The sequence below is a fragment of the Mesorhizobium sp. WSM4976 genome (genome assembly GCF_029625685.1).
Lineage (GTDB): Bacteria > Pseudomonadota > Alphaproteobacteria > Rhizobiales > Rhizobiaceae > Mesorhizobium.
In genome coordinates this window covers 39,656-63,973 of sequence record NZ_JARTVT010000037.1, presented here as the reverse complement: position 1 = coordinate 63,973, position 24,318 = coordinate 39,656, and the positions used below count along the sequence as shown (strand labels likewise).

At 60.6% G+C, this 24,318-nt stretch carries 22 protein-coding genes and 1 pseudogene; 10 read left to right on the top strand and 13 right to left on the bottom strand.

Translation table 11 applies throughout. The features are described 5' to 3' along the window. Nucleotides 1-449: 449 nt before the first annotated feature. Complete coding sequence (locus P9272_RS31955) at nt 450-1,589, bottom strand: porin (protein WP_063169258.1); 1,140 nt, start codon at nt 1,587-1,589, stop codon at nt 450-452. A 681-nt stretch (nt 1,590-2,270) separates the two neighbouring features. On the opposite strand from P9272_RS31955, the gene P9272_RS31950 reads away from it, so the two are divergent. Both P9272_RS31950 and hemN read left to right on the top strand, forming a co-directional pair. Beyond that, a complete protein-coding gene (locus P9272_RS31950) occupies nt 2,271-2,627 on the top strand; it encodes a hypothetical protein (RefSeq protein WP_024505577.1) in 357 nt (118 codons plus the stop codon). A 464-nt stretch (nt 2,628-3,091) separates the two neighbouring features. Then, nucleotides 3,092-4,418: pseudogene (gene hemN / locus P9272_RS31945) on the top strand (oxygen-independent coproporphyrinogen III oxidase). A gap of 234 nt (nt 4,419-4,652) precedes the next feature. On the opposite strand, the gene P9272_RS31940 reads toward hemN, so the two are convergent. From P9272_RS31940 to P9272_RS31895, 10 genes are all read right to left on the bottom strand, one after another. Next, nucleotides 4,653-6,296 carry an MFS transporter gene (locus tag P9272_RS31940; RefSeq protein ID WP_063169257.1) on the bottom strand — a complete coding sequence of 548 codons (1,644 nt, stop codon included), beginning with the start codon at nt 6,294-6,296 and terminating at the stop codon, nt 4,653-4,655. A gap of 173 nt (nt 6,297-6,469) precedes the next feature. Further along, a complete protein-coding gene (locus P9272_RS31935) occupies nt 6,470-7,453 on the bottom strand; it encodes a beta-ketoacyl-ACP synthase III (protein WP_063169256.1) in 984 nt (327 codons plus the stop codon). Further along, nucleotides 7,450-8,715 carry an adenosylmethionine--8-amino-7-oxononanoate transaminase gene (locus P9272_RS31930; RefSeq protein WP_063169255.1) on the bottom strand — a complete coding sequence of 422 codons (1,266 nt, stop codon included), beginning with the start codon at nt 8,713-8,715 and terminating at the stop codon, nt 7,450-7,452. Before P9272_RS31930 ends, P9272_RS31935 begins: the two co-directional genes overlap by 4 nt. Then, nucleotides 8,715-9,350, bottom strand: a complete 636-nt coding sequence (bioD, locus tag P9272_RS31925; protein WP_063169254.1) for a dethiobiotin synthase — start codon at nt 9,348-9,350, stop codon at nt 8,715-8,717. Before bioD ends, P9272_RS31930 begins: the two co-directional genes overlap by 1 nt. After that, the gene (locus P9272_RS31920; RefSeq protein WP_024505572.1) at nt 9,347-10,486 is read right to left on the bottom strand and encodes an 8-amino-7-oxononanoate synthase; all 1,140 of its coding nucleotides are present in this window, start codon (nt 10,484-10,486) and stop codon (nt 9,347-9,349) included. Before P9272_RS31920 ends, bioD begins: the two co-directional genes overlap by 4 nt. Further along, complete coding sequence (bioB, locus tag P9272_RS31915) at nt 10,483-11,451, bottom strand: biotin synthase BioB (RefSeq protein ID WP_224570943.1); 969 nt, start codon at nt 11,449-11,451, stop codon at nt 10,483-10,485. Before bioB ends, P9272_RS31920 begins: the two co-directional genes overlap by 4 nt. A gap of 174 nt (nt 11,452-11,625) precedes the next feature. Further along, nucleotides 11,626-12,507: a carboxylating nicotinate-nucleotide diphosphorylase gene (gene nadC / locus P9272_RS31910; RefSeq protein WP_063169252.1), complete on the bottom strand. Its 882-nt coding sequence runs from the start codon at nt 12,505-12,507 to the stop codon at nt 11,626-11,628. A 1-nt stretch (nt 12,508) separates the two neighbouring features. Further along, entirely contained in the window at nt 12,509-14,050 is a 1,542-nt protein-coding gene (locus tag P9272_RS31905; RefSeq protein WP_063169251.1) for an L-aspartate oxidase, read from the bottom strand. Further along, entirely contained in the window at nt 14,047-15,021 is a 975-nt protein-coding gene (nadA, locus tag P9272_RS31900; protein ID WP_063169250.1) for a quinolinate synthase NadA, read from the bottom strand. The genes P9272_RS31905 and nadA overlap by 4 nt, the downstream gene beginning before the upstream one ends. 62 nt (nt 15,022-15,083) lie before the next feature. Further along, nucleotides 15,084-16,046, bottom strand: coding sequence for a membrane protein (locus tag P9272_RS31895; protein ID WP_024505567.1), 963 nt, complete (start codon nt 16,044-16,046; stop codon nt 15,084-15,086). A 171-nt stretch (nt 16,047-16,217) separates the two neighbouring features. Between P9272_RS31895 and panB the strand changes: the two genes are divergently transcribed. The 4 genes from panB to P9272_RS31875 all read left to right on the top strand — a co-directional run bounded on the left by panB (nt 16,218) and on the right by P9272_RS31875 (nt 19,502). Then, the gene (gene panB, locus P9272_RS31890; RefSeq protein ID WP_063169249.1) at nt 16,218-17,054 is read left to right on the top strand and encodes a 3-methyl-2-oxobutanoate hydroxymethyltransferase; all 837 of its coding nucleotides are present in this window, start codon (nt 16,218-16,220) and stop codon (nt 17,052-17,054) included. Continuing rightward, on the top strand, nt 17,051-17,959 hold the full coding sequence (gene panC, locus P9272_RS31885; protein ID WP_063169248.1) for a pantoate--beta-alanine ligase: 909 nt from the start codon (nt 17,051-17,053) through the stop codon (nt 17,957-17,959). The genes panB and panC overlap by 4 nt, the downstream gene beginning before the upstream one ends. 98 nt (nt 17,960-18,057) lie before the next feature. Beyond that, entirely contained in the window at nt 18,058-18,777 is a 720-nt protein-coding gene (locus P9272_RS31880) for a LuxR family transcriptional regulator (protein ID WP_063169247.1), read from the top strand. Nucleotides 18,778-18,869: 92 nt separating this feature from the next. Further along, the gene (locus P9272_RS31875; protein ID WP_063169246.1) at nt 18,870-19,502 is read left to right on the top strand and encodes an acyl-homoserine-lactone synthase; all 633 of its coding nucleotides are present in this window, start codon (nt 18,870-18,872) and stop codon (nt 19,500-19,502) included. Nucleotides 19,503-19,867: 365 nt separating this feature from the next. Here the strand turns inward: P9272_RS31875 and P9272_RS31870 are convergent, their stop codons facing one another. Then, nucleotides 19,868-20,116, bottom strand: a complete 249-nt coding sequence (locus tag P9272_RS31870; protein ID WP_063169245.1) for a DUF6074 family protein — start codon at nt 20,114-20,116, stop codon at nt 19,868-19,870. Between the two features lie 599 nt (nt 20,117-20,715). Here P9272_RS31870 and P9272_RS31865 point away from each other — a divergent pair. The 3 genes from P9272_RS31865 to P9272_RS31855 all read left to right on the top strand — a co-directional run bounded on the left by P9272_RS31865 (nt 20,716) and on the right by P9272_RS31855 (nt 21,733). Next, nucleotides 20,716-21,186 carry a hypothetical protein gene (locus tag P9272_RS31865; protein WP_224570941.1) on the top strand — a complete coding sequence of 157 codons (471 nt, stop codon included), beginning with the start codon at nt 20,716-20,718 and terminating at the stop codon, nt 21,184-21,186. Further along, nucleotides 21,179-21,313 carry a hypothetical protein gene (locus P9272_RS31860; RefSeq protein ID WP_256754986.1) on the top strand — a complete coding sequence of 45 codons (135 nt, stop codon included), beginning with the start codon at nt 21,179-21,181 and terminating at the stop codon, nt 21,311-21,313. The genes P9272_RS31865 and P9272_RS31860 overlap by 8 nt, the downstream gene beginning before the upstream one ends. Before the next feature lie 174 nt (nt 21,314-21,487). Then, entirely contained in the window at nt 21,488-21,733 is a 246-nt protein-coding gene (locus tag P9272_RS31855; protein ID WP_063169243.1) for a hypothetical protein, read from the top strand. A gap of 189 nt (nt 21,734-21,922) precedes the next feature. Here P9272_RS31855 and P9272_RS31850 read toward each other — a convergent pair whose 3' ends face one another. After that, a complete protein-coding gene (locus P9272_RS31850) occupies nt 21,923-22,312 on the bottom strand; it encodes a hypothetical protein (RefSeq protein ID WP_024505560.1) in 390 nt (129 codons plus the stop codon). 706 nt (nt 22,313-23,018) lie between these two features. On the opposite strand from P9272_RS31850, the gene P9272_RS31845 reads away from it, so the two are divergent. After that, on the top strand, nt 23,019-24,233 hold the full coding sequence (locus P9272_RS31845) for a cation:dicarboxylase symporter family transporter (protein ID WP_210326676.1): 1,215 nt from the start codon (nt 23,019-23,021) through the stop codon (nt 24,231-24,233). Nucleotides 24,234-24,318: the final 85 nt, after the last annotated feature.

Genomic DNA, 24,318 nt, shown 5'->3' with positions numbered 1-24,318 from the left:
GATGGATGCTGAAGCGTGGTAACTCCAGTCTCCTCGGTCCGGTCCGAATGGACAACCTCTCGAAAGCTCACACCTAGGATGGGTGCTGCCACGCGGCTCGGACTCAGCGTGCATTATCACGTAAATGTTGAGAGAATGAATGGCGCCGCGAAGGGCAATTCCAGCCGTCCAAAGCGACAGGCGTGTCGCGGCCTCGACATTGCAGTGGCGCTTACCTAACACGGCCTCACACTGCCCTCTAAACGGCCCCGAATTTGAACTGACGGCCCCTGGCCGGTTCATCGGGCAGGTCAAGGGCTAGGTGTAGTACACAGGGCTCATAACTTTCAGTTTCTAGTTGGTACGATGGGCCGTGGACGGTCGATGCAGACTTCAAGATGGCGAACGAAGCTCTCCATGCGTGCGTTGTCGAGGCAAGTGCCTTTGCCATGCTCGCGACTGGAGAGATTTCAAAATGAGCCTTGTAAGCGGAGAATGCCGCCGACGCTGTTCGGCTTGCTCGTGCCCTTGACGGCGGTAGGCTCGGCAGGGCCGAGGCCAGAGTTGCCGTAGTGGTCGTAATCGACCTCGGCTGTGACCGTGAAGCCGGGAACGACCATGTAGGCGACGTTTGCAGCCACACCAGCATCCTTGAGCTGATCACCCGAGACCTGAAGGTTGAACGAAGTTTTCTCGTCAAACTCGTAGGTGGCGCCCGCCCAGAAAGCCCACTGGCCGTTCCAGATTTTGTACGAGCCGCGCCCATGATTGGCAATTGCGCCGTTTGAGTCCTCGTTGAGACTGGCATTGGAACCGTAGCCGAAGAGTCCAAACAGCGACAGCTGGTTTGTGACAGCGACGTCGACGCGGATCTTGCCGGCAAAAGCTTCGTAATTGCTGTCATAAGCCGCGACGCCGATGATCGAGCCCCAGCCTTGCGTGTATTTCAAGCCGGCGACAACGTGCGGAATATAGCTGTCGATAGTACCGGCTGAGCCCGATCCTTGTTCGAGCGAAATCACAGTCGAAATGCCGTTGCCGGCGTCGAAGTGGTACTGAGCCACGTTGGTGTCGAAGCCGGCCGACGGAACGAGCATACTATCGAGAACGTTGCCAGCGTAGCTTGCAAACGTATCGAAGGCCGACCCCTCCTTGCCAACTCGCAGGCCTCCCAGCTCGACCCAGGCAGAAGCCAGTGCGAGGCCGCTGTTGAAATCATAGTTCTGAGGACTGTCATGCGAGTTAGCGCTGTTGCCAAAATTCACCTGGGTTTCGGTATAGGTCGTCAACGCGCCGAGCTCGGTCTGCTGGCCGGTCCAAGTTTTGAACGTGAAGCGTGTGCTGTTTCGCCAAGTGCCTTGGTCCTCGCCAGTTCTCACGTCCGAGGTTCTTGCGCTGTCATACGATCGGACGTCACCCAGGCCGATATCGTAACGGACATAGCCGCCGATGCGCAGGCAGGTCTCGGTGTTGGGAATATAGGAATATCCCGAGCCGAGGACGTCGCAGATCTTGATGTACTCGGCCGGTTCCCGCTCGGCGCCAGCTGCTCGACCGACGGAAATGGTCATCAGAGCAGTTAAGCCGAGAAGAGGACTCTTGATGTACATGTCTAGATCTCCATGAAGGAATAAAAAGGATAGAGGCGAAAGAGCAAGCTTTTCCTCTAAATTTTGTGCGTGTTGTCTCCAATATGTGGACGCCAAAGCGCTTGACACGAGAGGTGAGCCAGCGTAAAAGCCACATGTACTTATAATAGTGTTTTCTGCTAGGAGATTCATTATCGTTTACATGTGAAACACTCCGGTCGGACCGCTGCAGCTCTCCGAATAGAGCAGCAAGCGACATGCCAACCTGAAGCGTAGATGCGGCCGACACCAAAATCGGGCCGACGCGCCTTCGTCTCGCTGGAATCACTTTTTTTGAGGGTCACTGCGAAAAGAAATGTGCGACACGGTTCGCCATGTTCGATATGTGACAGTCTCGTTTAACAGCGACGGCTTCCCGTCTGACCGCAACGGAGGCCGCGCCATCCGCTACCGAGAAGGATCACTGCGCGTACGCTCCGCAAGGGCTGCGCCAGGAACAGAGGGCGTGCACGTCCGAGGCGTCGCATGGTGGCCGCAGCACCTTTTCGCCGCTGTAAGTTCGCCGTGCAGGTACATTGCGCGGCCGGAAGCGAGAGGGAGCGCACCCTGAAACGGCTGCCTACGGCTCGCCTCGAGTAATTGGCGATGAACAGTATTCTCGAGAACTTAGTCTCGACGGAAAGAGCAACGAAAGGAAGCCGCTTGGACGAGCACGATCCGAAGGAAGAACCGATCGAGACCATTTTCCGCAACGGCACAATCACTGCCGTGGGTATCCTGCTTGCCTTTTCCCTCGGCTTCCTCACTCATTGGGCCGCGAACCCCTTGCCATGGCAACTCTACGATCTGTTCGCCGTAGTGCCGATCCTGCTCGGCATCGCACTGCAGATGAGAGCGCTGTCCATGCTGCTCGACATGAGTTCCTTGCGGCGCCCCATCTACGAACGCGCCAATCGCATTTTCATGGTCGGCCTCATCCAGACCGCGTGTGGCGTCGGCATGGCCATCTTGGTCGATCTTTTCGGGATATCGGTAGGGGGCACGCTGCCCGGCGCTTGACGACAAGCCACACCGCTCTTCGCTCGAAGCGACGTCAAGCCGGGGAACCTTGTGCACCCCCTAGCGGCGTCCTCCTTTCATCAAATGAGCCGACGTCAGCTTTAGAGCGTCTCGGTGGCTAAAGCCGGTATGGTTTTTCGGCCGGCAGGGAAGGCCGCTGGCTGGACCTGGATGGCGTCTGAACGAGGCTTGACAGGTCCGTTGCGTCGGACATGAATTTCGCATTGCAAAGTTCTTCCGCAGACGCCTCAAGCACACTGCACTGGCGTCACGTACTCAGACGTTGAATGCGGCACCGCACCATCACCTCAGGCGCAACCATGGCACGCGCGCTCCCCGGCGTGGTTGACCCCATCCTGTCCAAACGAGACTGCGACATAAGCGGGACGCACTGACTTAGGTCAGAGACCAGGACGAGCGCGCAACGAAAGAATGATGGATGAGCGACGTGGGATGACAGCTCCTTGCACACCTCAATCCTGACAAAGTACCGGGACCCCCGGCCGCCTTGGTATACCATCTATCCGACTGTGCCAGACTTCTCTGCGGCAGTTGGTGCTGACGATTATGAGGAATGGCTGGGGGGCCTCCCGGCCGACGAATCGGTGTCGCTCTATTTCCACATTCCGTTTTGCCGATCCATGTGCTGGTATTGCGGCTTCCCTACCGCGGTCATCCGTCGCAACGGCCCGATCCTTAATTATTTAGCGGTGCTGCGTCAGGAGATCAGTTTGGTGTCGGAGCAAGTGCGGCAAGGGCTGCCGGTGAGCGATGTGCATTTCGGCGGCGGAACGCCTCACCTTATCGGGCCAGCCGAGCACTTGGCGCTGATGGAATTTCTACGCCGCCACTTCGCTTTCAGCAAAACTGCTGCGATCGCCGTGGAGATCGATCCCCGAACGTTCACACCGGAAATGGCCGAAGCCCTGGCAGCTAACGGTGTCAACCGCGCGAGCATCGGATGCAGAGCTTTGATCCCGATGTGCAAAGGCGATCAATCGGATCCAGAGTAAGGTGCAGACGGCCGCTGCAGTCCAAAATCTCCGCCGGCATGGCGTTGGCCATATCAACTTCGACCTCATCTTCGGTCTACCGAAACAGACTGTGCAGTCCTGCATCCAGACCGCGATGGCTGCGGTCGCCATGCGCCCCAACCGGCTTGCGGTGTTCGGATACGCGCATATTCCTTCCGTGATAAAGAATCAGCGCCTAATCGAGCAGGCAGGTCTACCGGACGGCGATCTTCGCGCCGAACAGGCTGCAACTGTCGCCGAGACACTGGTTGGCGCTGGCTACCGGGAGATCGGGCTCGATCATTTCGCTCCGCCGGACGACGAACTTGCGCTAGCGCCAGAAGACCGGGCGCCTACGGCGTAATTCGCTGGGATACTCGGCCGATACTTGCAAAACGTGATCGGCTTCGGCGCGTCGGCTATTGGCCGAGTCCGCGAGGGGTATGTTCAGAACGAAGTAACACGGGATTCTTACGCCCGGCACATCGCAAGTGGACGTCTGGCGACATCAAAGGGTCACCGTCTGACCGACGATGACCGGGTGCGCGCAGCGATCATCGAGCGACTGATGTGCGATTTGGAGGCCGACGTGCCGACCATCTGTGCCGCCCACGAAATCGAACCAGCTCGTTTTCTCGATTCAGTTGAGAGTTTGGTGACGCTGGCTGAGGAGGGGATCCTGGACGTCGAAAACGGCTTCATCCGCGTGCGGCCGGAGCACCGCTTTGTTGTTCGCGCCGTTGCTGCTGCATTCGATGCTTTTCTCGCGAATCGATGAGTTGAGGCCACGACGCCGAAAGGCATCAGACCTTGTTTGGCGCTCGTCGGCATGGGCTCTCGCAGAAGACTCCGCAAGCGTATGCAGGGGACTTCCACTTGACGCCGCGTTCACCATCATCTCGCCTGGGTGCGCGCGAAAGCGCACAACCCGGAGCACGCTGCTCTCGGTGTGAGGCTGTGCTCTGCAAAGCACCGGTGATCCACCCTGTCCCTGGACAGCAGCTTGATGGCGTCATCTTGGAGGACGAGAAAAGATTGTCGAGGTACGGGTACGAATTGCCTCGGTCGTCCGTTCAATCGAAAGCACTGTCTGCGGAGGCACCTCTCCTTCATGCAGTGACAGGAGATGCTGGGCGACTTCCTTATCTGCTGCGGTGAGTCGATGATTTAGGCGGAGAAAGTCCATCCAGGTGGGGGTGCGGAATGTCTCCGTCCAAAGTGACGGTGTTTGCAGATTTCGCTGGAGCGTCCAGTTTCGTGCACCGGCACGGCTCTGGACGTGTCGCCGCGTGCGCATGGAGCCCAGAAAGGCCTCGATATTTTCCTCCGATATCAAATACTCGACCTTGGCCACGATAGGGCCACTTCTGGGTTTCAGATCGAGAGCCACGTCCGGCGGATGAAAAACTGAACTTTCTTGATCGGTTTCTTCCCAGGGACGGACCGGCAACACGATCCCCGCTGCTGCAACCAGCAACAGAGCGCCTGCGGCGCCCTCCAATGCTGAGGTCAAGGAATAGTTTTGCGCGACAGAACCCCAGATCCAGCTGCCAGCAGCCATACCGCCTGCGCTCAAGGCGTAGTAAATGGAGAGCGTGCGGCCTACAACCCACCTTGGGCTTGCCAACTGCACCGACACGTCAATGCCCGTCCAGGTGATAAGCCAACCCGCTCCGCCGAGCGCCAGCGAAATGGCCGCCACAGGAAGCGACGATGTAAGGGCAAGGGAGAGGCAACAGACTGCACAAGCCACAGAGGCGAAGGCCACCAGCCTGTTTTGAGACGTGACCTTCCTCAAGAAGCCGTTGCCCATACCCGCGATGAAAGCACCCATGCCGAAGCCGGCCAATAAGATACCGTAGACAATTGGCCCACTCTTCAACTGATCCCGGACGACGAGGGGGAGCAACGCCAGAATGGAGATGCTTGCCAACCCGAAAAGAGCGGCTCGGGCGGTCGCTGCCCTGATCTCCAAAGACATCGCCGTAAAGCGCACTCCGTCATGAATTGCCGTCGTCATTCTCTCACGAGGGAGAGGCGAAGAGCGGACCTCCCATTTGGTGCGCCATATCGCGCTTATGGGCGCCAGATCACTCACCGCAGCCAAGGCGAAAGCGGCCAGCGGCCCAAAGACGGCCAGGATCACGCCCCCCAAGGCTGGACCAACGCTGCGCACAATGTTGTATCCGACGGACATAAGCGTCACTGCGGCCGGAATGTCGCGTTTGTGAAGGATATCGCCGACCGAAGCGTGCCAAGCCGGATCATTCAAGGCAAAGCCGCAGCCGGCCAGGAAACCTAACCCGAGAATCAGCCAAGGACTGACAAATCCCAGACCCACAGAAATCATCAGCGTCGTCGACGCCGATGCTATCAGGCAGTGTCCCGCAAACATCACCCACCGGCGGCTGAAGTTGTCGGCAATGGCTCCGGCGAAAACTGAGAGGAAGAACACCGGCAATGTGGATGCGGCCTGGACGAGTGCCACCATGAGGTCGGACGCTGAAATCGTTGCCATAAGCCAACTGATGGCGACCGTTTGCACTAGCCAACCGAGGCTGGAAATCTGGGTGGCCGCCCAAATTGAGCGAAACACCTTGTTTCGAAATGGGGCGAGCGTCTTTGAAACGGGCGGTTGGGGATTTTCGCTCTGCATGAGGTATTGCTGGCCTTCGATGAGCGCTGCGATTTGAGCAAGCGGGTCGATACTTAGACATCGCGGAGCACCGCACGGACCCCAGCTCTATGGAGCTTGCCGGCGACTATTTGCGTATTGAGCCATTCTCATAGTCTCATTCATGAGCAGTCCTGTGCGCAAGCATTGCTTTGCTAAATTCCCACCACAAGCGCGCCGCCGCTGAGACCCGCACCCGCTGCCGCCAAGAGGACTTTCTCGCCAGGCCGAAACGGCTGCGCCCGATGGGCCAGCGACAATGAGAGCGGGATCGTCGCGGCGGAAGAGTTGCCATATTCGGCGATCGTCTTGACGATCGAGTGATCAGCGATGCCGAGGTTCCTGCCGACCGCGTCGAAAATGCGCGCATTGGCCTGATGCGGCACGAAACGATCGAGGTCTTGCGGCCTCAGTCGGGCAGCAGTGAGCGCATCTCTCGAGCAGGCGGTCATCATCTCCACGGCCTTGCTGAATACTTCACGGCCGTCAGTGATCGTCATCCGTGTCTGCGCGAGGTCGAGGTCGGCATGGAACGGAGTGTTGCTTCCCCCGGCGGGAATCTGGATTAGCCCGTAGCGCGAGCCGTCGGAATCCACCGAAGCGCCGAGAATGCCTCGATCCGGGTCATCGCAAGGACTGATCACCATGGCGCCGGCGGCATCGGCAAACAGCACGGCGCTGGCGCGCTCGGCCAAATTGATGCGGTGGCTGAGGATGTTGGCGGCGATGACAAGGCTCGCTTTGCCGTGCAGGCGGGTGAACCCGTCGGCGAACATCAGCGCATAGATGAAGCCGGCGCAGGCGCCGGTCAGGTCGATCGCTCCGGCGCGGCCTAGCCCCAGCCGATGTGCGACCAGCGGCGCGCTTGGCGGCAGAAGGTGATCGGGCGTCGACGTGGCGAGCAAGAGTAGACCGACGTCGCCGCGGTCGATACCGGCATTGGTCAGCGCCATGTCGCCGGCAGAGGCGGCAAGGCCCGACAGCGTGTCTTCGTCTGTTGCCCAGAAGCGCGAGCGAATTCCGGTGCGCCGCTCGATCCAGCCGGGCTCAAGCCCGAGCCGGTCTTCGATTTCCGGGTTCTCGACCTTGCGCGTCGGCGCATGATGGCCGAAGCCGAGAACGCGCGACGATAGGTTCATGGCCGCGAGCCGAAGCGTTCGCCGGCCTCCTCTATCGCGTCATAGAGCCCGTCCAATTCGTCGCTGGTGATGCAATAGGGCGGCAGAAGATAGAGGACATTGCCGAGCGGGCGCACCAACAGGCCGCGCTCAAGGAAAAAAGCGCGCAGTTTTGGCCCGATCTCGGCCAGATAACCGGCTGAGCCGGTGCGTAGGTCGAGTGCCGCGATGGTGCCGGTTGTCCGGCAGTCGGTGAAATATGGATTGTCCCGGAAGCGTTGCAGCCCCGCGGCCTGCCTCGCGCTCAAGACCGCGATCCGCTCGGCCACCGGCTCGTCACGCCAGATCTCGACATTGGCAAGTGCTGCCGCGCAGGCGATCGGATTGGCGGTGTAGGAGCTCGAATGGAAAAACGTCTTCTTGCGATCCTCCGAAAAGTGAGCGTGGAAGATGGCATCGGTGGCGATCGTGGCGGCCAGCGGGATGGTACCACCGGTCAGACCTTTCGAGGTGCACAAGATGTCGGGCGAGACGGACGCCTGTTCGCAGGCAAACATGGTTCCGGTGCGCCCCCAGCCGGTCATCACTTCATCGGCGATCACGAGCGTGCCGGAGGCTTCGGCGATCCTCTTCAATTCGGCAAGAACCCAGGCCGGATACATCAGCATGCCGCCGGCGCCAAGCACCAGCGGCTCGACGATCAGCGCGGCTGCGCGCCGGTCGCGGCTAACGGCCTCGAACCGATCCAGCGTTTCCTGCTCGCGCCCGGCGGCCGGGAAGGGGATGGTGTCGACCTCGAACAGCAAAGGCTCATAGGCGGCGTTGAAGACGCCACGGGCGCCGACGCTCATCGTGCCGATGGTGTCGCCATGATAGCTGTGCTCCATGACGGCGATGCGCGAACGCGACGCGCCGATGTTACGGAAATAGCCGAGCGCCATCTTCAGCGCGACTTCGACTGAGGTCGAGCCACTGTCGGAATAGAACACCCGGTGGAGGCCGGCGGGTGCGATGCCTACAAGCGCCTCGGCCAGCCGTTCGGCCGGCTCGTGGGTGAAGCCCGCGAAGATGATCTGGTCGAGGCTCGAGGCGGTCGTCTCGATGGCCTTCATGATGCGGGGGTGGCGATGGCCATGGGTGACGACCCACCAGGAAGAAATCGCATCGAGGATGCGGAAGCCGTCGGCCTTGTGGAGATAGGCGCCTTCAGTCAGCACGATTTCAGGGAGCGAGGGCTCTAGCGCGTGCTGCGTGAACGGATGCCAGACTCGAGACTCCGCCATCAGTCGCCTCCGGCAATCATGGCCAGGTCGAAGCCGGAAATCATTGCATCTCTCAACGTTTCACCCGTCAGCGGACCGAGGTGCGGCAGCCTGCCCAGCTGCGGCACGCCGCCGAATTCCACGATTGTCCTTTGTGTATCGGCCACCTCTTCGCCAATGAAGGCAATGCCGATGAGCGGGATGGAGCGGGCTCTCAGGGCCTCGATCGACAACAGCGTATGATTGATGGTGCCAAGCGCGGTGCGGGCGCACAGTATGACCGGCAGCCGCCATTGTTCGAATATGTCAATGAACCTTGTCTGTCGATTGAGCGGCACCATCAGCCCGCCGGCGCCTTCGATGACGAGCGGTGTCGGCAGGACCGGAAATGAAAGATCGTCGGCCTCGATCGCGACGCCGTCGATTTCGGCTGATCGATGCGGCGACAGCGGCATCGTCAGTCGATAGACTTCGGGCAGCACGCGTCCGTCGGGCAAGCCGGAAAGCCGGGCGACGACCTCGCTGTCGGTCTCCTCGTTGAGGCCCGATTGCACCGGCTTCCAGTAGAAGCCGTCGAGCAGCCCGGCAAGTCCGGCCGAAAACACTGTCTTGCCAATTCCAGTGTCTGTTCCGGTGACGACGATGCGTTTGGTCATGCTGTGGCCAACACTCCGACGAGAGCCTCGACCATGGCGGAAATGTCGGCTTCGTCGACGTTGAGAGTCAGCGAAATGCGCAGGCGCGACGTACCCTCAGGCACTGTCGGCGGGCGAATGCCGCGTATGTCGAAGCCGCGTGCCTGCAGTCCTGCCGCCACCGCCATGGTGCGGCTGTTATCGCCGATCACAAGCGGCTGGATCTGCGAGCCGCTGGGCATCACGCCGCAGCGTTCGGCCAATTGCCGGCTCGCGAAAGCGACACGCTCGTGCAACTGAGCACGACGCATAGGCTCGTCAGACAGAATAGTCAGCGCCTCACGTGCCGCGACTGCCATCAGCGGCGATGGTGCGGTCGCATAGATGAATGGCCGGCACCGGTTGATAAGATAGTCGCACAGTGTTCGCGGTCCGGTAACGAGCGCGCCGGATGCGCCAAGCGCCTTGCCGCATGTGTGGAGCGTGACGATGTTGTCGCGGCCTTCATACGCGGCGGCCAGTCCCCGGCCGTCCGGTCCCCAGACGCCGGTGGCATGCGCTTCATCGACGACGATGAATGCCTGGTACCGATCAGCCAGCGCGACCAGGCTCTCCATCGGCGCACGGTCGCCATCCATGCTGTAAAGGCTTTCGAAGGCGATCCACACCCGCCCCATGCCGCCTTCGGCGCGCCAGCGGGTGATTGCGTCCTCGACAGCGTCGACGTCGTTGTGCGCGGCCAGCTTGAACTCAGCGCGCCCGGCCTGGGCACCCTCATGCATGCTGGCATGAGCGAGCTCGTCGAGGACCAGCAGGTCGCCTTTCTGCGGCAGGGCCGTCAGCAGAGCGAAGTTGGCGATATAGCCGCTGCCGAAGAACAGTGCACGCTCGGCTCCGAAAAATGCCGCTGCGTCCGCCTCCAGTTGCTCATGTTCCGGTGCATTGCCGCGCAACAGCCGCGATCCGGTGGCGCCCACTGGCGTGCCCCGCGCAATCGCCGTCGAAACCGCATCGCCCAGTCTTTTGGAGGCGGCAAGTCCGATATAGTCGTTCGACGAGAAGTCGAGCCCGGCGCGCGGTGCGAGCGTCCGCAACCGGTCCTTGCGCCCCAGTCCCCGCAAGGTTGCGTCATAGCGGGCAAGAATTGCCTCCTTCATTGCGTGGCGAGTTCCATAGGCTCAATGCCGAGGCGCCGGAACAGAAGGGTATCCTTGTCCTCGCCGGGATTTCCCGCCGTCAGCAGCGTGTCGCCGACAAAGATCGAATTGGCGCCGGCAAAGAAGCACAGCGCCTGCGTTTCGTCGCTCATCGCCGTCCTGCCGGCGGACAGCCTTACATAGGATTTCGGCATCATCACCCGCGCGAGCGCAACGATGCGGACGAAATCGATCGGATCGATGGCGTCGGCCGCGGCAAGCGGCGTGCCTTCGATGGGAATAAGCATGTTGATCGGCACGCTTTCCGGCGGCTCGGGCAGGTTCGCGAGCGTGACCAGCATGTCGATGCGATCGGTCTTTTCTTCTCCCATCCCGACAATGCCGCCGCAGCAGACTTTCATCCCAACCGCGCGCACGTGCCCAAGCGTTTTCAGCCGGTCGGCAAAAGTCCTGGTTGAAATAACCTCGCCATAGTAGCGCTCAGAGGTATCGATGTTGTGGTTATAGTAGTCGAGACCGGCCTGCTTCAGGCGAGCAGCTTGCTCAAGATCGAGCATGCCGAGCGTCATGCAGGTCTCCATGCCGAGGGCCTTGACGCCCTCAATCATGGCGACCACAACGTCCATGTCGCGCTCCTTGGGACTTCGCCACGCCGCGCCCATGCAATAGCGCGTTGCGCCGCCATCACGCGCCTTGGCCGCTTCGTCGATGACATGCTTGACGTCCACCAGCTTCGACGCCTTCACACCGGTTTCGTAATGCGCAGACTGGCTGCAATAGCCGCAATCTTCGGGGCACCCGCCGGTCTTGATGCTAAGGAGCCGCGACAGCTGCACTCGGTTTCGATCGAAGTTCTGGCGGTGGATCGTCTGAGCCAGGAACAGCAGATCGTTGAATGGCATGCCGTAGATGGCCTCGGCCTCTTTGCGGTTCCATCGCGGAGGCGTTCCGTCGACCGATTGCATGGTCTGGTTCACGTCGAACTCCGAGTTCATTCCAATCGTCATCGTCAAACCTTTGTTTGCTAGTCCGGTACGCCTTCTTGGCTTTGGGGCGCACTCGCTAAAGGCGAGCTGCGGCACGTCTTTCCAGCACCTCCTACGCCTGCCGAGCTGATGTTGCTCCTCACGCCGTAATCCTCAGTTCAAGTGCTTGCAGATGTTCTGGTGGTCCGGCATGTCCAGGCCGATGTCGAGGATCGGGGCGCTGTGCGTCAGCCAACCCATGGAGATGAGATCGACACCGGTCGCCGCAATCGCCGCCGCCGTTTTCGGCATCACCCGACCGGACGCCTCGGTGATCGTACGGCCATCCACTATAGAAACCGCGCGGGCAAGATCCTCGACCGACATATTGTCGAGCAGCACCGCGTCAACACCAATCGCGAGCGCTGCATCGAGCTGCTTCAGCGTGTCGACCTCGACCTCGACCTTCACCATATGCCCTGCTGCGGCGCGCGCCCGCTCTATTGCTGTGCGCATATCGCCGGCGATCGCGATGTGGTTGTCCTTTATGAGCACGCCGTCATCGAGGCCGAACCGGTGATTGGCACCGCCGCCGACGCGCACGGCGTATTTCTCCAATGCCCGCAGCCCGGGCGTCGTCTTTCGCGTCGATACAATCCTCGCCTTGTGACCGCGCACGGCCTCAACCATGGCCGCTGTGGCAGTGGCAATGCCGCTCAGCCGGCATAAGAAATTGAGGGCCGTGCGTTCGGCCGTGAGCAGGCCTCGTGCGGGTCCGGACAATCTTGCAATGGTTTCCCCGGCCCCAACCTCGCTGCCATCAGGGCGCCAGATCTGGATGTTGATCGCCGGTTCCACGAGAAGGAAGGCATACGAGACCAGATCGAGCCCGGCAACGACGCCCGCCTGCCTCGCTTTGAGCACCAACGTGGCAGTGCAATCATACGGGATAACCGCATCGGTGGTCAGGTCGCCGGATCTGCCCAGGTCTTCGAGGAGCGCAACGCGCACAATCGGTTCGATCAGGGTCGCGGGGAGGGGGGAGAATGAAGTCATATCAAGTGCTCCGTATGGTAGCCCGGCAATCGAGTGCGGCCGCGGCCCGCATTGCGCTGTGCAGTGTCAGCCGTGATGGGCGCACGTTGGCATCGTGGAGCGGGAAATCGGACCGACAGTGCGCGCCTCGACTCTCTTCCCGCCTCAGGGCCGCCGCGGCGATCATCAGTGAGACCAAAGCCGGACCAGAGGCAGCGACACTATTGGCTGCGATCGGCAGCAGGGTCGCCACCGCTTCGCGCATTGCCTCGCCGTCGCGGATGATACCCAGGGCGGCGGAGACAATCGGGCGGACCACGGAAGCGTCTGGTCGTGGAGGGACGAATGTGGAGCATCTGCGCGGTCGCCGGGTATACGACGTGCCGGCAACGCTTTCGGCAACCCAGCTCGCGGTGACCGCCGCTTCGGTGAGCGAGTTGCTGGCCAGGCGGTTGGCGCCGTGCAGGCCGGTACAGGCCACCTCACCGCAGGCCCACAATCCCTCGATGGAGCTGCGGCCGGCGCTGTCTACGGCGACGCCGCCCATGTGATAATGTGCCGCCGGGCGCACCGGGATCAGGTCGGTCGCTGGGTCGATTCCTGCGCTCCGGCACAATTCGGCGATGCCTGGAAAACGCTTGCCAAATCTCGGGCCGAGACTTTGCCGTGCGTCCAGGAATACGCGGCGTCCAACGGCAAGCTGGTGCCAAATGGCGCGCGCTACGACGTCGCGAGGCGCAAGTTCACCGCCAGGTGTGTCGGCGAGGAAGCGCTCTCCTCGCTCATCGATGAGCACCGCGCCTTCGCCACGCACGGCTTCGCTCACCAGCGGCATCGGCCGGCGCGGACCGTCGAGCGCAGTTGGATGGAACTGTATGAATTCCAAGTCGGCGAGTTCCGCCCCCGCCCATGCGGCGAGCGCCAGCCCGTGACCCCATGAGCCAGCGGGGTTTGTCGTGTCGCAAAACAGCCCGCCGACGCCGCCGGTCGCCAGCACCGCGCGACGCGTGGGCAGAGCGAGCGCGCCGGCTCGTCCTGCTGCGACCACGGCGATGACCGACCCGTCCTGCACGACCAGCCGGCGGACCTCCACATTTTCGATAATGGTGATCGAGGCTGTACGCCGAACCGCGGCGACGAGCGCGCGCACCAACTCGCGACCGGTGGCGTCGCCGGCTGCATGCACAATCCGCCGTCGCGAGTGTGCCGCCTCGAGCCCAAGTCGCAACGCGCGGTCAGGGTGCTGGTCGAAGTCGACGCCGAACCTTTGGATCGTCCTAATCGCTTCGGGTGCAGCTCGTACCACTCGCCGCACCGTGGCCTCATCGCAGAGTCCGTCGCCGGCAGCTATCGTGTCGCAAAGGTGAAAATCTGGGCCGTCGTCGCCCCCGAGACTTGCCGCAAGACCGCCCTGGGCAAGTTCACTGCAGGCTCCGGTTCCAAGCGGCGCGTTGGTCAAAAGCACGACCGGTTCCGGCGCCAGATGAAGCGCCGTCATCAGGCCGGCAATGCCGCCGCCGATGACGACCGGCGCCCCCGCGATTTCGCGAACCTCCAGACTCATAGGGAAAGCATGCGCTCGACCGCGCGGCGGGCGGGGCCGGCAATTTCGGGATCAATCCGGACCTCATGCCGGTTCTGCTCGAGTGCGGCGCGAATGTTGGCCAGGTTGATGCGCTTCATGTGCGGGCACAGATTGCATGGGCGAACGAACTCGACGTCGGGATGCGCGACCGCGACGTTGTCGCTCATCGAACATTCGGTCAGAAGGACGACACGCTTCGGTTTCTCACGCTCGACATAATCCGACATCGCCGCGGTCGAGCCGGAGAACTCCGCCTCCGCGACAACGTCTGGTGGGCATTCTGGATGGGCCAGCACGATGACGCCTGGATGGGCATCGCGCAGTTCCCGGATGTCTGCTGCGGTGAAGCGCTCATGCACCTCGCAATGGCCTTTCCAGGCGATGATCTCGACGTCTGTATCGGCTGCCACGTTCCTCGCCAGATATTCGTCCGGGAGCATCAGCACACGCGCCACGCCAAGCGATTCCACCACCGCCTTGGCGTTGCCGGACGTGCAGCAGATGTCGGACTCCGCTTTTACGGCGGCGGAAGTGTTGACGTAAGTAACAACGGGGACCCCCGGATACCGCAGCCGCATTAGCCGCACGTCGTTTGCCGTGATCGATTCGGCCAGCGAGCAGCCGGCGCGGAGATCCGGGATGAGCACGGTCTTGTTCGGATTGAGCAGTTTTGCCGTCTCGGCCATGAAATGAACGCCGGCAACCACGATGATGTCGGCGTCGACCGTCACCGCCTTGTGGGCCAACGCCAGGCTGTCGCCGACGATGTCTGCCACGCAATGAAAAATTTCGGGCGTCTGGTAATTGTGCGCCAGCACCACCGCATTGCGCTCACGCTTCAGCGCTAAGATGGCTTCAATATCGCCGGCGAACGCGGGCCATTCAACGGGTGGGATCACCCGCCGGACACGCTCATACAAGGACGCAGCCATAGGTAACGCCCCAGTCATTGGCGCCTCGATTATATTCGGTTTGACAATAAGGGAATATATCTACCTTGACTATAAGTATGTCAAGCCCGCGCCAGCGGTAATTTTGTCCCGGCGATAGCCCTGTCGTCGAGGACGGCATGCCGGAAGCGATAAAGCTTCGCCGGTCGGCCGCCCGTGTCGAGGGAGGTCTCCCCGGTCTCCTCAACAAGTTCCTGCTGCTCGACCAATCTCCGGAAGTTCGGCTTGTTGATCAGCCTGCCAGCCAAAGCTTCCACGGTTCGCTGCAGTTGCAGCAGCGTGAAGGAAGGCCGCATAAGCTCGAACACGACCGGCCGGTATTTGATCTTCGAACGCAGCCGCGCGATCCCGGTTGCCAGAATACGACGGTGGTCAGCGACCATTGGTTTGCCAGCCGCGGCCGCAATCGCGTCCCTGCCGCCACCGGCCTCCTCAATCAGAGCAGCTTCATAGAGCAACTCGTAGCGTTGGAGCGTGAGTTCCTCGTTCCAATGGCGGTCGTCGAAGCCGAAGGCTATCGCAGCGCGCTGCCGGCGCTCGCGTTGAGTGGTCGGCTCGCTGGCGCCGCCGGCCCACTCAATCAGGCGGGGCCGCAATCTATCGAGCAGCACAGGCGGCGTGCCGAAGCGGTGGTCCTCCCAGGGAAAATATTCGTACCAACTTTGCCAGCCGCACGCGGCCGAGTTCGTTGCCTGTTCCTTCCTGGTCAATGCGAGATAGCTGATTGAGATGACGCGCTGGTGGCGCTCAGTGCCGATGCGATCGCGATCGGCGAAGGTGTAGAGTTGCTCGATGTATCCAAGTGCATGGCCGGTCTGCTGCTCCACCCACCCCCTCAAACCCGACTGCAGTGATCGATGCTCAAGGGCAAAAGGTCCAGAAGGGAGGGTGTCCGCATGACCGACTGTGAGGACACAGGGCTCACTGTCGTTTACGGCGACCACGACGGCAGTCAGGTCCACTTTGGCTTCGTCAGCTTTGACGGCGGCTTTGCCTTTCTTGGTTCTTCTTGTCTGAGGATCCATGTTTGCGAAAGCGGGTTGGCCCAACGGAGCGCCTTAATCGATTGAATGTAACCTTGGAAGCCAGCACGTCAACACCGGAGTACTCAAGCGCTGTTTTTAGCTCTTCGCAGTCGCACAAAAATATGCCAAACGCGACACCCGCTGTTGGTAACGTAAGGGAAGGGGCCTCGGTTGAGCGCGGCTGGTGAGATAAAAGGGATGACTCCTCCAGATATTCGATCGCGAAAAGGCCAGACGCCACTTGTATGCTTGACGGCCTACACCACGCCGGTCGCGAGGCTGCTCGATCGCCACTGCGACATCGTTCTTGTCGGCGACAGCGTCGGCATGGTGCTGCACGGCCTGTCGTCGACGCTGGGGGTCACGCTCGACATGATGATCATGCACGGACAGGCCGTTCGCCGCGGCCTTGAACACGCGCTGATGGTCGTCGACCTGCCCTTCGGTTCCTACGAGGAAAGCCCAGAGCACGCTTTCGGCAACGCTGCGCGCGTGATGGGTGAGACCGGTTGTTCAGCGGTAAAGATCGAGGGCGGCGAGACCATCGCGGAAACCATCCGCTTCCTTACCGCGCGCGGCGTACCTGTCATGGCCCATGTGGGCCTGACGCCGCAGGCGGTAAACACGTTTGGAGGCTATCGTGTGCAGGGCCGGGGAGCCGATGCAGAGCGGATCAGGCGCGACGCCAGGGCGGTAACTGAAGCTGGCGCCTTCTCCTTGGTGCTGGAAAAGATACCGGAGCAGCTTGCACGGCAGATAACCGCCGATATCGACATACCCACCATCGGCATCGGTGCCTCGCCAGCTTGCGACGGCCAGATTCTGGTGAGCCACGATATGCTCGGGCTCTTCACCTCATTTCGGCCGAAGTTCGTCAAACGCTATGCCGAGCTCGGTGAGCAGGCTGAGGCGGCAATCGCCGCTTACGCCACCGATATGCGGAACCGGCACTTTCCGGCGGTCGAACATCTCTATGTCAACGCCTTGAAGGCCGGTGACTTCACATGAGCGTGCCGATCGCTCGAACCGTGAGCGAGCTGCGCGGCGTCGTTGCGCAATGGCGTCGCTCGGGTGCCACGATCGGTATTGTGCCGACCATGGGAGCCTTGCACGACGGGCATCTGAGCCTCGTGCGGAAGGCGCTCGAAAGGGCCGAGCGGGTGATCGTGACGCTGTTCGTAAACCCCAAGCAGTTCAACAGCCCCGCCGACCTGATTGCCTACCCTCGGACGGAAAGCGACGATGCTGCCAAGCTCGCTCTGCTGGGCACGCATCTGCTCTATGTGCCGGACACAGAGGAAATGTACCAGGTGGGCTTCGCCACGGCCGTTTCAGTGTCCGGCATCAGCGAATGCCTTTGCGGCGCATTCCGGCTCGGCCATTTCAATGGCGTGGCGACGGTCGTGGCCAAGCTCTTCCTGCAGGCCGGCGCTGACTTCGCCTTTTTTGGCGAAAAGGATTTTCAGCAACTTCAGCTTGTCAGGCGCTTGGTCCGGGATCTCGACATTCCGATCACTATTGTGCCCTGTCCGACAGTCCGCGAAGCCGATGGTCTTGCGCTATCGTCGCGTAACGTGCGGCTCTCCCCAGCCCAACGCGCCATTGCCCCAAAACTAGCATCGGTCCTGCTCGATACGGCCGAGCGGCTTGCACGCGGCTCCCCCATCCTGCCTACGCTTGATGAAGCGCGTGCAGCAATTCTGGCTGCCGGCTATCGCGAGCTCGAATACCTGGAGCTTCGCGGAGAAACAGACCTGCAATCGTTAGCAAGCCTTGACCGACCGGCACGCTTGCTTGCTGCGGCTTGGCTTGGCGACACGCGGCTCATCGATAACGTCGCAATATCACCCATCGGTAGTTGGTCAGGTGGGCGGAGCTCTCTCCAATCGGAAGCAGCACAGCAATTGCGGTGATGACGGCGGCGCGTCGTATGCCCTGCAGGGACAGGCCATCATTTAGAACCACGTCTCCGTCGGCTTCCAGCAACCTCCGCGAGGTACGCTAAGCGCAGATGCATCGCGTATTTGAAACCTTGGTCGAGCAACTCTCTGCAAGCGTCGATGCCGTCGATCTCCATGAGGCAATGGCGTCCGCCGCAGCCGGGTTCGACTTTCCGCTCTTCGCTTATTTCACCTACCCATCCGCTTCCGGCGACAGGCCGCGATTGATCTCGAATTATCCATCATCATGGACATCACATTACCTGCAACAGCGCTACCACAGCGTGGATCCCGTGATCCTGCGGGGACTGCGGGGCTGGGATACCTTCGACTGGGGTGTGGACCGCGATCACCGTTATTTGCCGACCTCTCAGCAGGAAGTCCTGGAAAAAGCAGCTGAGTTCGGCATTCGCGGCGGACTGACCATGTCGATGCATGATCATCGCGGCCGGTTCGCCGCACTGACCTTCGCCTCCAACGAGGCGCATCCGCCATTTCTGAGGTCGCTGACGCGCTACGAAAAAGCAATGCAACTGGTTGCGATCAACGTTCATATCCATGCCCGGCGCAGGCTCGCCGAAGATTGCGTGGTAGATGGCATAATGCTCACCCGGCGGGAGTTCGAGTGCCTGAAATGGGCGGCGTGCGGCAAGTCGGCCTGGGATATCAGCCAGATTCTCGGTGTCTCGAAACGCACCGTGACCTTCCATCAGGAAAACGCCAAGGCGAAGCTTGGCGTGCGAACCATCAACCAGGCCGTAGTGCGGATGGCTGCTCGGGCGAGATCCTGATCCTCTCCAAGTCTAGCTGTAAAGGTCTACAGGCTGCATTCATGACGGCTTTGCCCTTCGATTGCGTGGACACATCCCGCACGGAGACGACAATGATGCAGCTGATAACACCCGACTGCTACGCCGAGTTTGCGAGCGAACTCAAGGAAATGCACGGACTTAGGTATCGGGTTTTCAAGAAGCGGCTCGATTGGGAAGTGCAGACCGAAGGCGAAATGGAAACGGACTCGTTTGACAGCCTGAACCCCGTCTACCTGCTTCTCAAGGGGTCCGATTGGCGAACTTGCGGCTGCGTCCGCCTTTTGCCGACCACCGGACCGACAATGTTGCGCGATACGTTTCCGACGCTGCTGGATGAGATGGTGGTCCCTGCGAGTGCCGATATCTGGGAGAGTAGTCGTTTCGCGCTCGATCTCCCTGCGACAGCGCCGAAGGCAGCTGGCGGCCTGGCCCAAGCAACCTACGAGCTCTTCGCGGGGATCATCGAATTCGGCTTGGCCAACAATCTCTCCGGGATCGTAACGGTGACAGATACGCGCATCGAAAGGATCCTTCGTCTCGCGACCTGGCCGTTGTCACGTATCGGACAGCCCAAGCAGGTCGGCAACACCGAGGCAGTCGCCGGCTTCCTCGATATTTCCTACGCCAGTCTCTTGCGCATCCGCTGGAGGGGACGCCTCAACGGGCCGGTGTTGTGGCAACCAGTTCTCATCCAATCGGCATAGCGCCTGCGGATGCTCAGCCGTGACTTGAGTTAAGTCTGCTCACGGCCGCCACCGCCGCCGTGAGGGTGAGCGGACCCGCCCCACGAGCTTTCGACTGTTCCGGTCGATTGGCTCGCGCGGCCGGACTTTGGATTTCCGTAGGCGCAACCCGCAGTCCAGCGTGAGCACGCCAAAATGGCGCCCCTCCGCTTCGTCCAAAGAAGCCAACGTGGCTTCTGAGGTCGTCTTAGAATATTGGACCGGCCGCCGTGAGCGATCGCAACCTCAAAGCTTTGCCGGTATGCCGGTTTGGCCGGACCGTCGGCCAGTCGGAGCAGTCCCCCGATAAGGACCCGAGCTGACGCGCGGTCCAACAGCGCCCGAGCCTATGCTTTGTGCATTACCGTTCGGTTGGCCATGTCGTCCAAGACCGCATGAAGAAGGCTTCCAACCTCCTGCGCAGCGAGCTCTGGCGCAATTCCTACATCGGACAATTGAATGAGCATTTTCTTGGCGGCACAGCGCCAGAACGCGCTCGCCGCCTCGCCGTTCTTGGTCTCGAGGGCCTGGGCGATACTTTCGACCAATATACGTCGCCGATGCAGCGGAAATACGCAAATGTTTGATTCATGCATCAATCACCTCACAGATTCAGTTCCACAAAGAAAAACACCGGCGTCTTCAAAAGAGCCCCGCTAGCGCGGTGACGGTTCGCGGCGACATGACGAGTTCCACTTCCCCATCGACAAGCCATTGGGAGATGAGCCGCCGGACCGCATATCCGGGACCGCACATAAGGTGAACCACCATTGCTCATCCGGCTGCATTTTCCTGGGCCGTTCGACGAGGCGTTCCAGCCGAATTGACGTCCAATGACTTGATCTCTGAAAGGGCAGGGCGGTACGAATCACCCGACTGTTCCGCTGCTTACATTCCTGCGAGCTTGTGTATGAACGATTAAAGCGTGCCCGAGCCGTTCTTGGTGGCCGCCGCAGAAGGGAATCATGTCATCCGCTGCCTATCGTAGGCGGCGCGACTTCTAGCATGACTGCACTGCCCCGACAGGGCTTTGCAATCGCGCGTTTCGAAGCCTATGCTTTGGCATCGGCCGGCATTTACTTCGGTGCAGCCGACAGTAAGACGTACGCGCTCTTGCCCCGTTGGAAGAGAGCCTTGCCCGATCCCTCTTTCGCGACCAGGTGCTGAAGCCCTCACCCCGCAGGACTTCGCGCTTTTGCGACCATCGCTGCATCACGTCGAACCGGGCATCAAGGACAAGTTGGAGGTCGCGCATCAGCCGATCAAGAACGTATATTTTCCCGAGAGGGGCATCGCGTCGGTGGTCGCCACCATGACCGGCGGGCGGCAAGGTGAAGTCGGCATTGTCGGCTATGACGGGATGAAAGGAATTGCCGTCATTCTCGGAAAGGAAAGCACTACCTGGCGCCTGCCGGTTGAAAACCTTCGCCCTGCGATTAGCCCGTCGCTTCGCACCTCAGTGCTGGACTATGCCCACGCGTTCCTCGTCCAATCATGCCGGACGGCACTGGTCAATGGCCACTCCAAGGTCGAAGAACGGCTGGCCCGCTGGCAGCTGATGGTCCACGACCGTGCGGAAGGAGATAAGATCCTCCCGACGCATGAATTTCTGGCGACCATGCTCGCGCCCACCGCCCGGGGTCACCACGGCCCTGCAAATGCTTGAGTATCGAGGACTGGTGCACGCCAAGCGCGGCGAGATCACGATCATCGACCGTGCCGGATTGATAAAGCTCACACATGGCGCTTATGACAAGGAGGAGCAGCGTTATTTCGGCCTGGCCGCTGCCTGAAGCATGTCGGTTGAAACGGGTTCAGCCGACGTCTCCTTGCCCCTCACCAGGTCGCCCAAAAGCATCAGCGGTTTTGAACGAATCGCAGCGATTGTCCGCAATCGGACATAGGCTTGAAGGCGGTCGAATTCGTGCCATAAGTCGGGTTGGTCAGGGTTCAGGGAGGAATTCGTCATGACCAATTCGTTTCACACCGTCACCGTCGAAAAAGCCGCAGAAGCCTATGTCCTTTCCAGGGGAAGGGTCCGCTTTCTCTCCATGGCGCAGGCGATCCGCGCCATCCGAACACTAATGCCGGCATGCAAGGCCACCGACCGCGAGTTGGAGGAACTGTTGGCGGCCGCTTCCTTCGTTCATGGCGTGCCCGTCGCCTTCGACACAAAAACAGCCGATGGTGTAGAACCACGGCTGCATTCCTAAGAGGGCATGCCGCGCCATGCAGACTGTCAGAGGGCATTCGTCAGATGGTAGTCCGCTAACTTAACTGCAGAGTCTAAAGGACGTGTTCCAGCATTGCGAACTCACCGATCGCTTTGTTGCCAAAGCTGCCAGCAAGCGATCGCCTCATCCAGCCGTTTGCACCATCTCATCACAGACATCATCGCGATGCTACCTGTCCAGCATATGTCCAGCATTTCGCAAGGCGGCCAGAAGGAGCCTCGCATAGCCTGTGACATCGATCTGGGCCTGCATCGAAAGGGGCATGCTGGTCCAGTTCTCCAACGGTGCAATGAAAGGTGAGAAGGTGCCATTGACAAGGCAACAACAGCTAACAAGGCCCTCTCGGTCCAATGCCACCACACCGATCTTGTCGCCTGGATATCCAATGGCTGCGACTCGCTGGACCTCCAGGTCACCGTCCACCCGCACGTCAAAAAGAAGGCTACCACGGCTCCTCGTGGCTATCTCAGCCGCCTTCTCATCAAAGCTTGAAGAGAGCAAGCGGACGCTTTCCACCGCCATCTGGAAAATCACCAAATCCAGTTCATTCACGGCCATATGGGCATTTCCGCGCAACGGGTGGTGATTGCAATGACACATACTGCTTGTTCACAGATGTCGGTCACGAACGATCATTCGTCGGGTTCCGGTTCCGACCAACGGTGTCGCCACCTGATCGTGCTGCGGTTCGAACCTTCCGAACGCGAGCCGAGCGCGCTATGAGGTTGGAGTCTAGGTCTCGGACCCTGCCTCGCGGCCTGCTCATCTTTGGCAGACCCGTTGCAACGCCGCCGCGATGGCGCAAACGCCAGATGACGCTGATCCATCGCTTGATCGTGAACTGAGCTTCTGAACACCATTGGGACAGCAGGGTGGAAGGGCTTGACCAACGCTGCCCCCGTTTTCCAAGAGGACCCGTCCTCGATTGAATCTTTCGAGCCCCGTGCAGCGCGCAGCCAAATGATGACCATCTGGACCCAGCTCGCAGACCGCAAGGCAAAGAGGGAACCTTCCAGGCAGCCAAGCTGCGTCGACGCAAAGAGCGGCCTTTGGAGTTCCCAGAATCGACCCTTCCATAGTTGCGACAGGCAACCACTGCACGAGTGTGGGAGAGCGAATCGCAAGCATTGCGTGAGGTCCTGCGCGTTTTCCCCTCTTGCTATTTGGCACATCGTTTGCGCCGAAGTGGGCGCAGCGTTCGACCGGAGCACTGCATGGGAGAGGGAGGAGCCCCACCCCGATCCGGTCAAGGAGAGAGACGGTGTTGGTTCCAAGAGTTCCCCGCGCGATCTTAGCGCCCCGCAAGCGCCATTTTGCCCGGACCTACGTGCAGGTACTTGCCGCCATAATCCTGGGTGCCGCAATCGGCTATTTCCATTTGGAGACCGGCCACAGCCTGAAGCCGCTCTGCGATGCCTTCGTCGATGTCGTCAAGATAATCACCGTACCTGTCATCTTCCTGACAATGGCGACCGGCATTGCCGGCATGAGCGATCTGCAGAAGGTCGGCCGAGTTGCCGCCAAGGCGATGGTTTATTTCCTTACCTTCTCGACGCTAGCACTCCTTGTCGGGCTGATTGTCGCGAATATCGTTCAGCCTGGCGCCGGCCTCAACATCGATCCGGCCTCGCTCGATGTCGAAGCCGTTAAGGGCTATGTGGCCACGGCTCACGAGCAGTCCGTGACCAGCTTCCTGATGAACATCATCCCGTCAACGATTGCCAGTGCCTTCGCGGAAGGCGACATCCTGCAAGTCTTGTTCCTCTCGGTCCTGTTCCTCTCGATCCTGTTCGGCGCGGTCTGCCGCTACAACGGCCGCTCGCTCTTCTCTCTCGTCCGATACATCAAGGACGAGCTGCTGCTCGCAATGTCCTCCTCAGAGGCCGCGCTGGCCTCGCTCATGGAGAAGATGGAAAAGGCCGGCGCCACGCATTCGGTCGTGGGTCTCATTCCATTCAATCTGGACGGCACGAATATGATGCTCGCCGCCCTTTTCATCGCCCAAGCGACGAAAACTGATCTCCCGATCGGCTGCCGGATCCTCATGCTGTTTGTCGCATTGTTCCCTTCGAACGGAACAACCCGCATTACCGGTGCAGGCCTCGTCACAATGGCTGCAACGCTCTTTCTTGTTCCGGCCGCACCGGTCACCTCCGTGGGGCTTATTCTTGGCGTCGATCAGCTTATGTCCGAATGCCACGCGCTGACGGTTTTTCTCCGCAGCGTAGCGGCAACGCTGGCTGTCACCCGGTCCGGGGCGAGCGGGATAAACGACGATTCGGGGAGCGCCTCACTAGCGGACCGTTCAGCGCTCTGGCGGTGGACGGTCAAGTCGCCCGGCGTGGTGAACACAATTCCCCGTGCGAACGACGCTCAGCTATTGGGGTGGACCCGATGGCGCAAAGCCGTATTTGAGAAACCGCCAGATCGCACCGGCACCTGTGCGCCTGTAGCAACTGCGGGGCACGATCAAAACTGACCCATTTTACACCAAAAAGGCGGCCGTTGCTGCCACGCCGTCCATGGATTGGAGACTCATGTCTAAGCCGACTGCCATCACTGTC

Coding starts and splice junctions, on each gene's coding strand:
- P9272_RS31920 (WP_024505572.1), bottom strand. CDS start 10,486: ATGAAGGAGGCAATTCTTGCCCGCTATGACGCAACCTTGCGGGGACTG.
- P9272_RS31870 (WP_063169245.1), bottom strand. CDS start 20,116: ATGCATGAATCAAACATTTGCGTATTTCCGCTGCATCGGCGACGTATA.
- P9272_RS31850 (WP_024505560.1), bottom strand. CDS start 22,312: ATGGCCGTGAATGAACTGGATTTGGTGATTTTCCAGATGGCGGTGGAA.
- P9272_RS31875 (WP_063169246.1), top strand. CDS start 18,870: ATGATGCAGCTGATAACACCCGACTGCTACGCCGAGTTTGCGAGCGAA.
- P9272_RS31855 (WP_063169243.1), top strand. CDS start 21,488: ATGACCAATTCGTTTCACACCGTCACCGTCGAAAAAGCCGCAGAAGCC.
- bioB (WP_224570943.1), bottom strand. CDS start 11,451: ATGCAATCGGTCGACGGAACGCCTCCGCGATGGAACCGCAAAGAGGCC.
- bioD (WP_063169254.1), bottom strand. CDS start 9,350: ATGACCAAACGCATCGTCGTCACCGGAACAGACACTGGAATTGGCAAG.
- P9272_RS31955 (WP_063169258.1), bottom strand. CDS start 1,589: ATGTACATCAAGAGTCCTCTTCTCGGCTTAACTGCTCTGATGACCATT.
- P9272_RS31905 (WP_063169251.1), bottom strand. CDS start 14,050: ATGAGTCTGGAGGTTCGCGAAATCGCGGGGGCGCCGGTCGTCATCGGC.
- panC (WP_063169248.1), top strand. CDS start 17,051: ATGAGCGTGCCGATCGCTCGAACCGTGAGCGAGCTGCGCGGCGTCGTT.
- nadC (WP_063169252.1), bottom strand. CDS start 12,507: ATGACTTCATTCTCCCCCCTCCCCGCGACCCTGATCGAACCGATTGTG.
- nadA (WP_063169250.1), bottom strand. CDS start 15,021: ATGACTGGGGCGTTACCTATGGCTGCGTCCTTGTATGAGCGTGTCCGG.
- P9272_RS31880 (WP_063169247.1), top strand. CDS start 18,058: ATGCATCGCGTATTTGAAACCTTGGTCGAGCAACTCTCTGCAAGCGTC.
- P9272_RS31930 (WP_063169255.1), bottom strand. CDS start 8,715: ATGGCGGAGTCTCGAGTCTGGCATCCGTTCACGCAGCACGCGCTAGAG.
- P9272_RS31940 (WP_063169257.1), bottom strand. CDS start 6,296: ATGCAGAGCGAAAATCCCCAACCGCCCGTTTCAAAGACGCTCGCCCCA.
- P9272_RS31860 (WP_256754986.1), top strand. CDS start 21,179: ATGCTTGAGTATCGAGGACTGGTGCACGCCAAGCGCGGCGAGATCACG.
- P9272_RS31895 (WP_024505567.1), bottom strand. CDS start 16,046: ATGGATCCTCAGACAAGAAGAACCAAGAAAGGCAAAGCCGCCGTCAAA.
- P9272_RS31935 (WP_063169256.1), bottom strand. CDS start 7,453: ATGAACCTATCGTCGCGCGTTCTCGGCTTCGGCCATCATGCGCCGACG.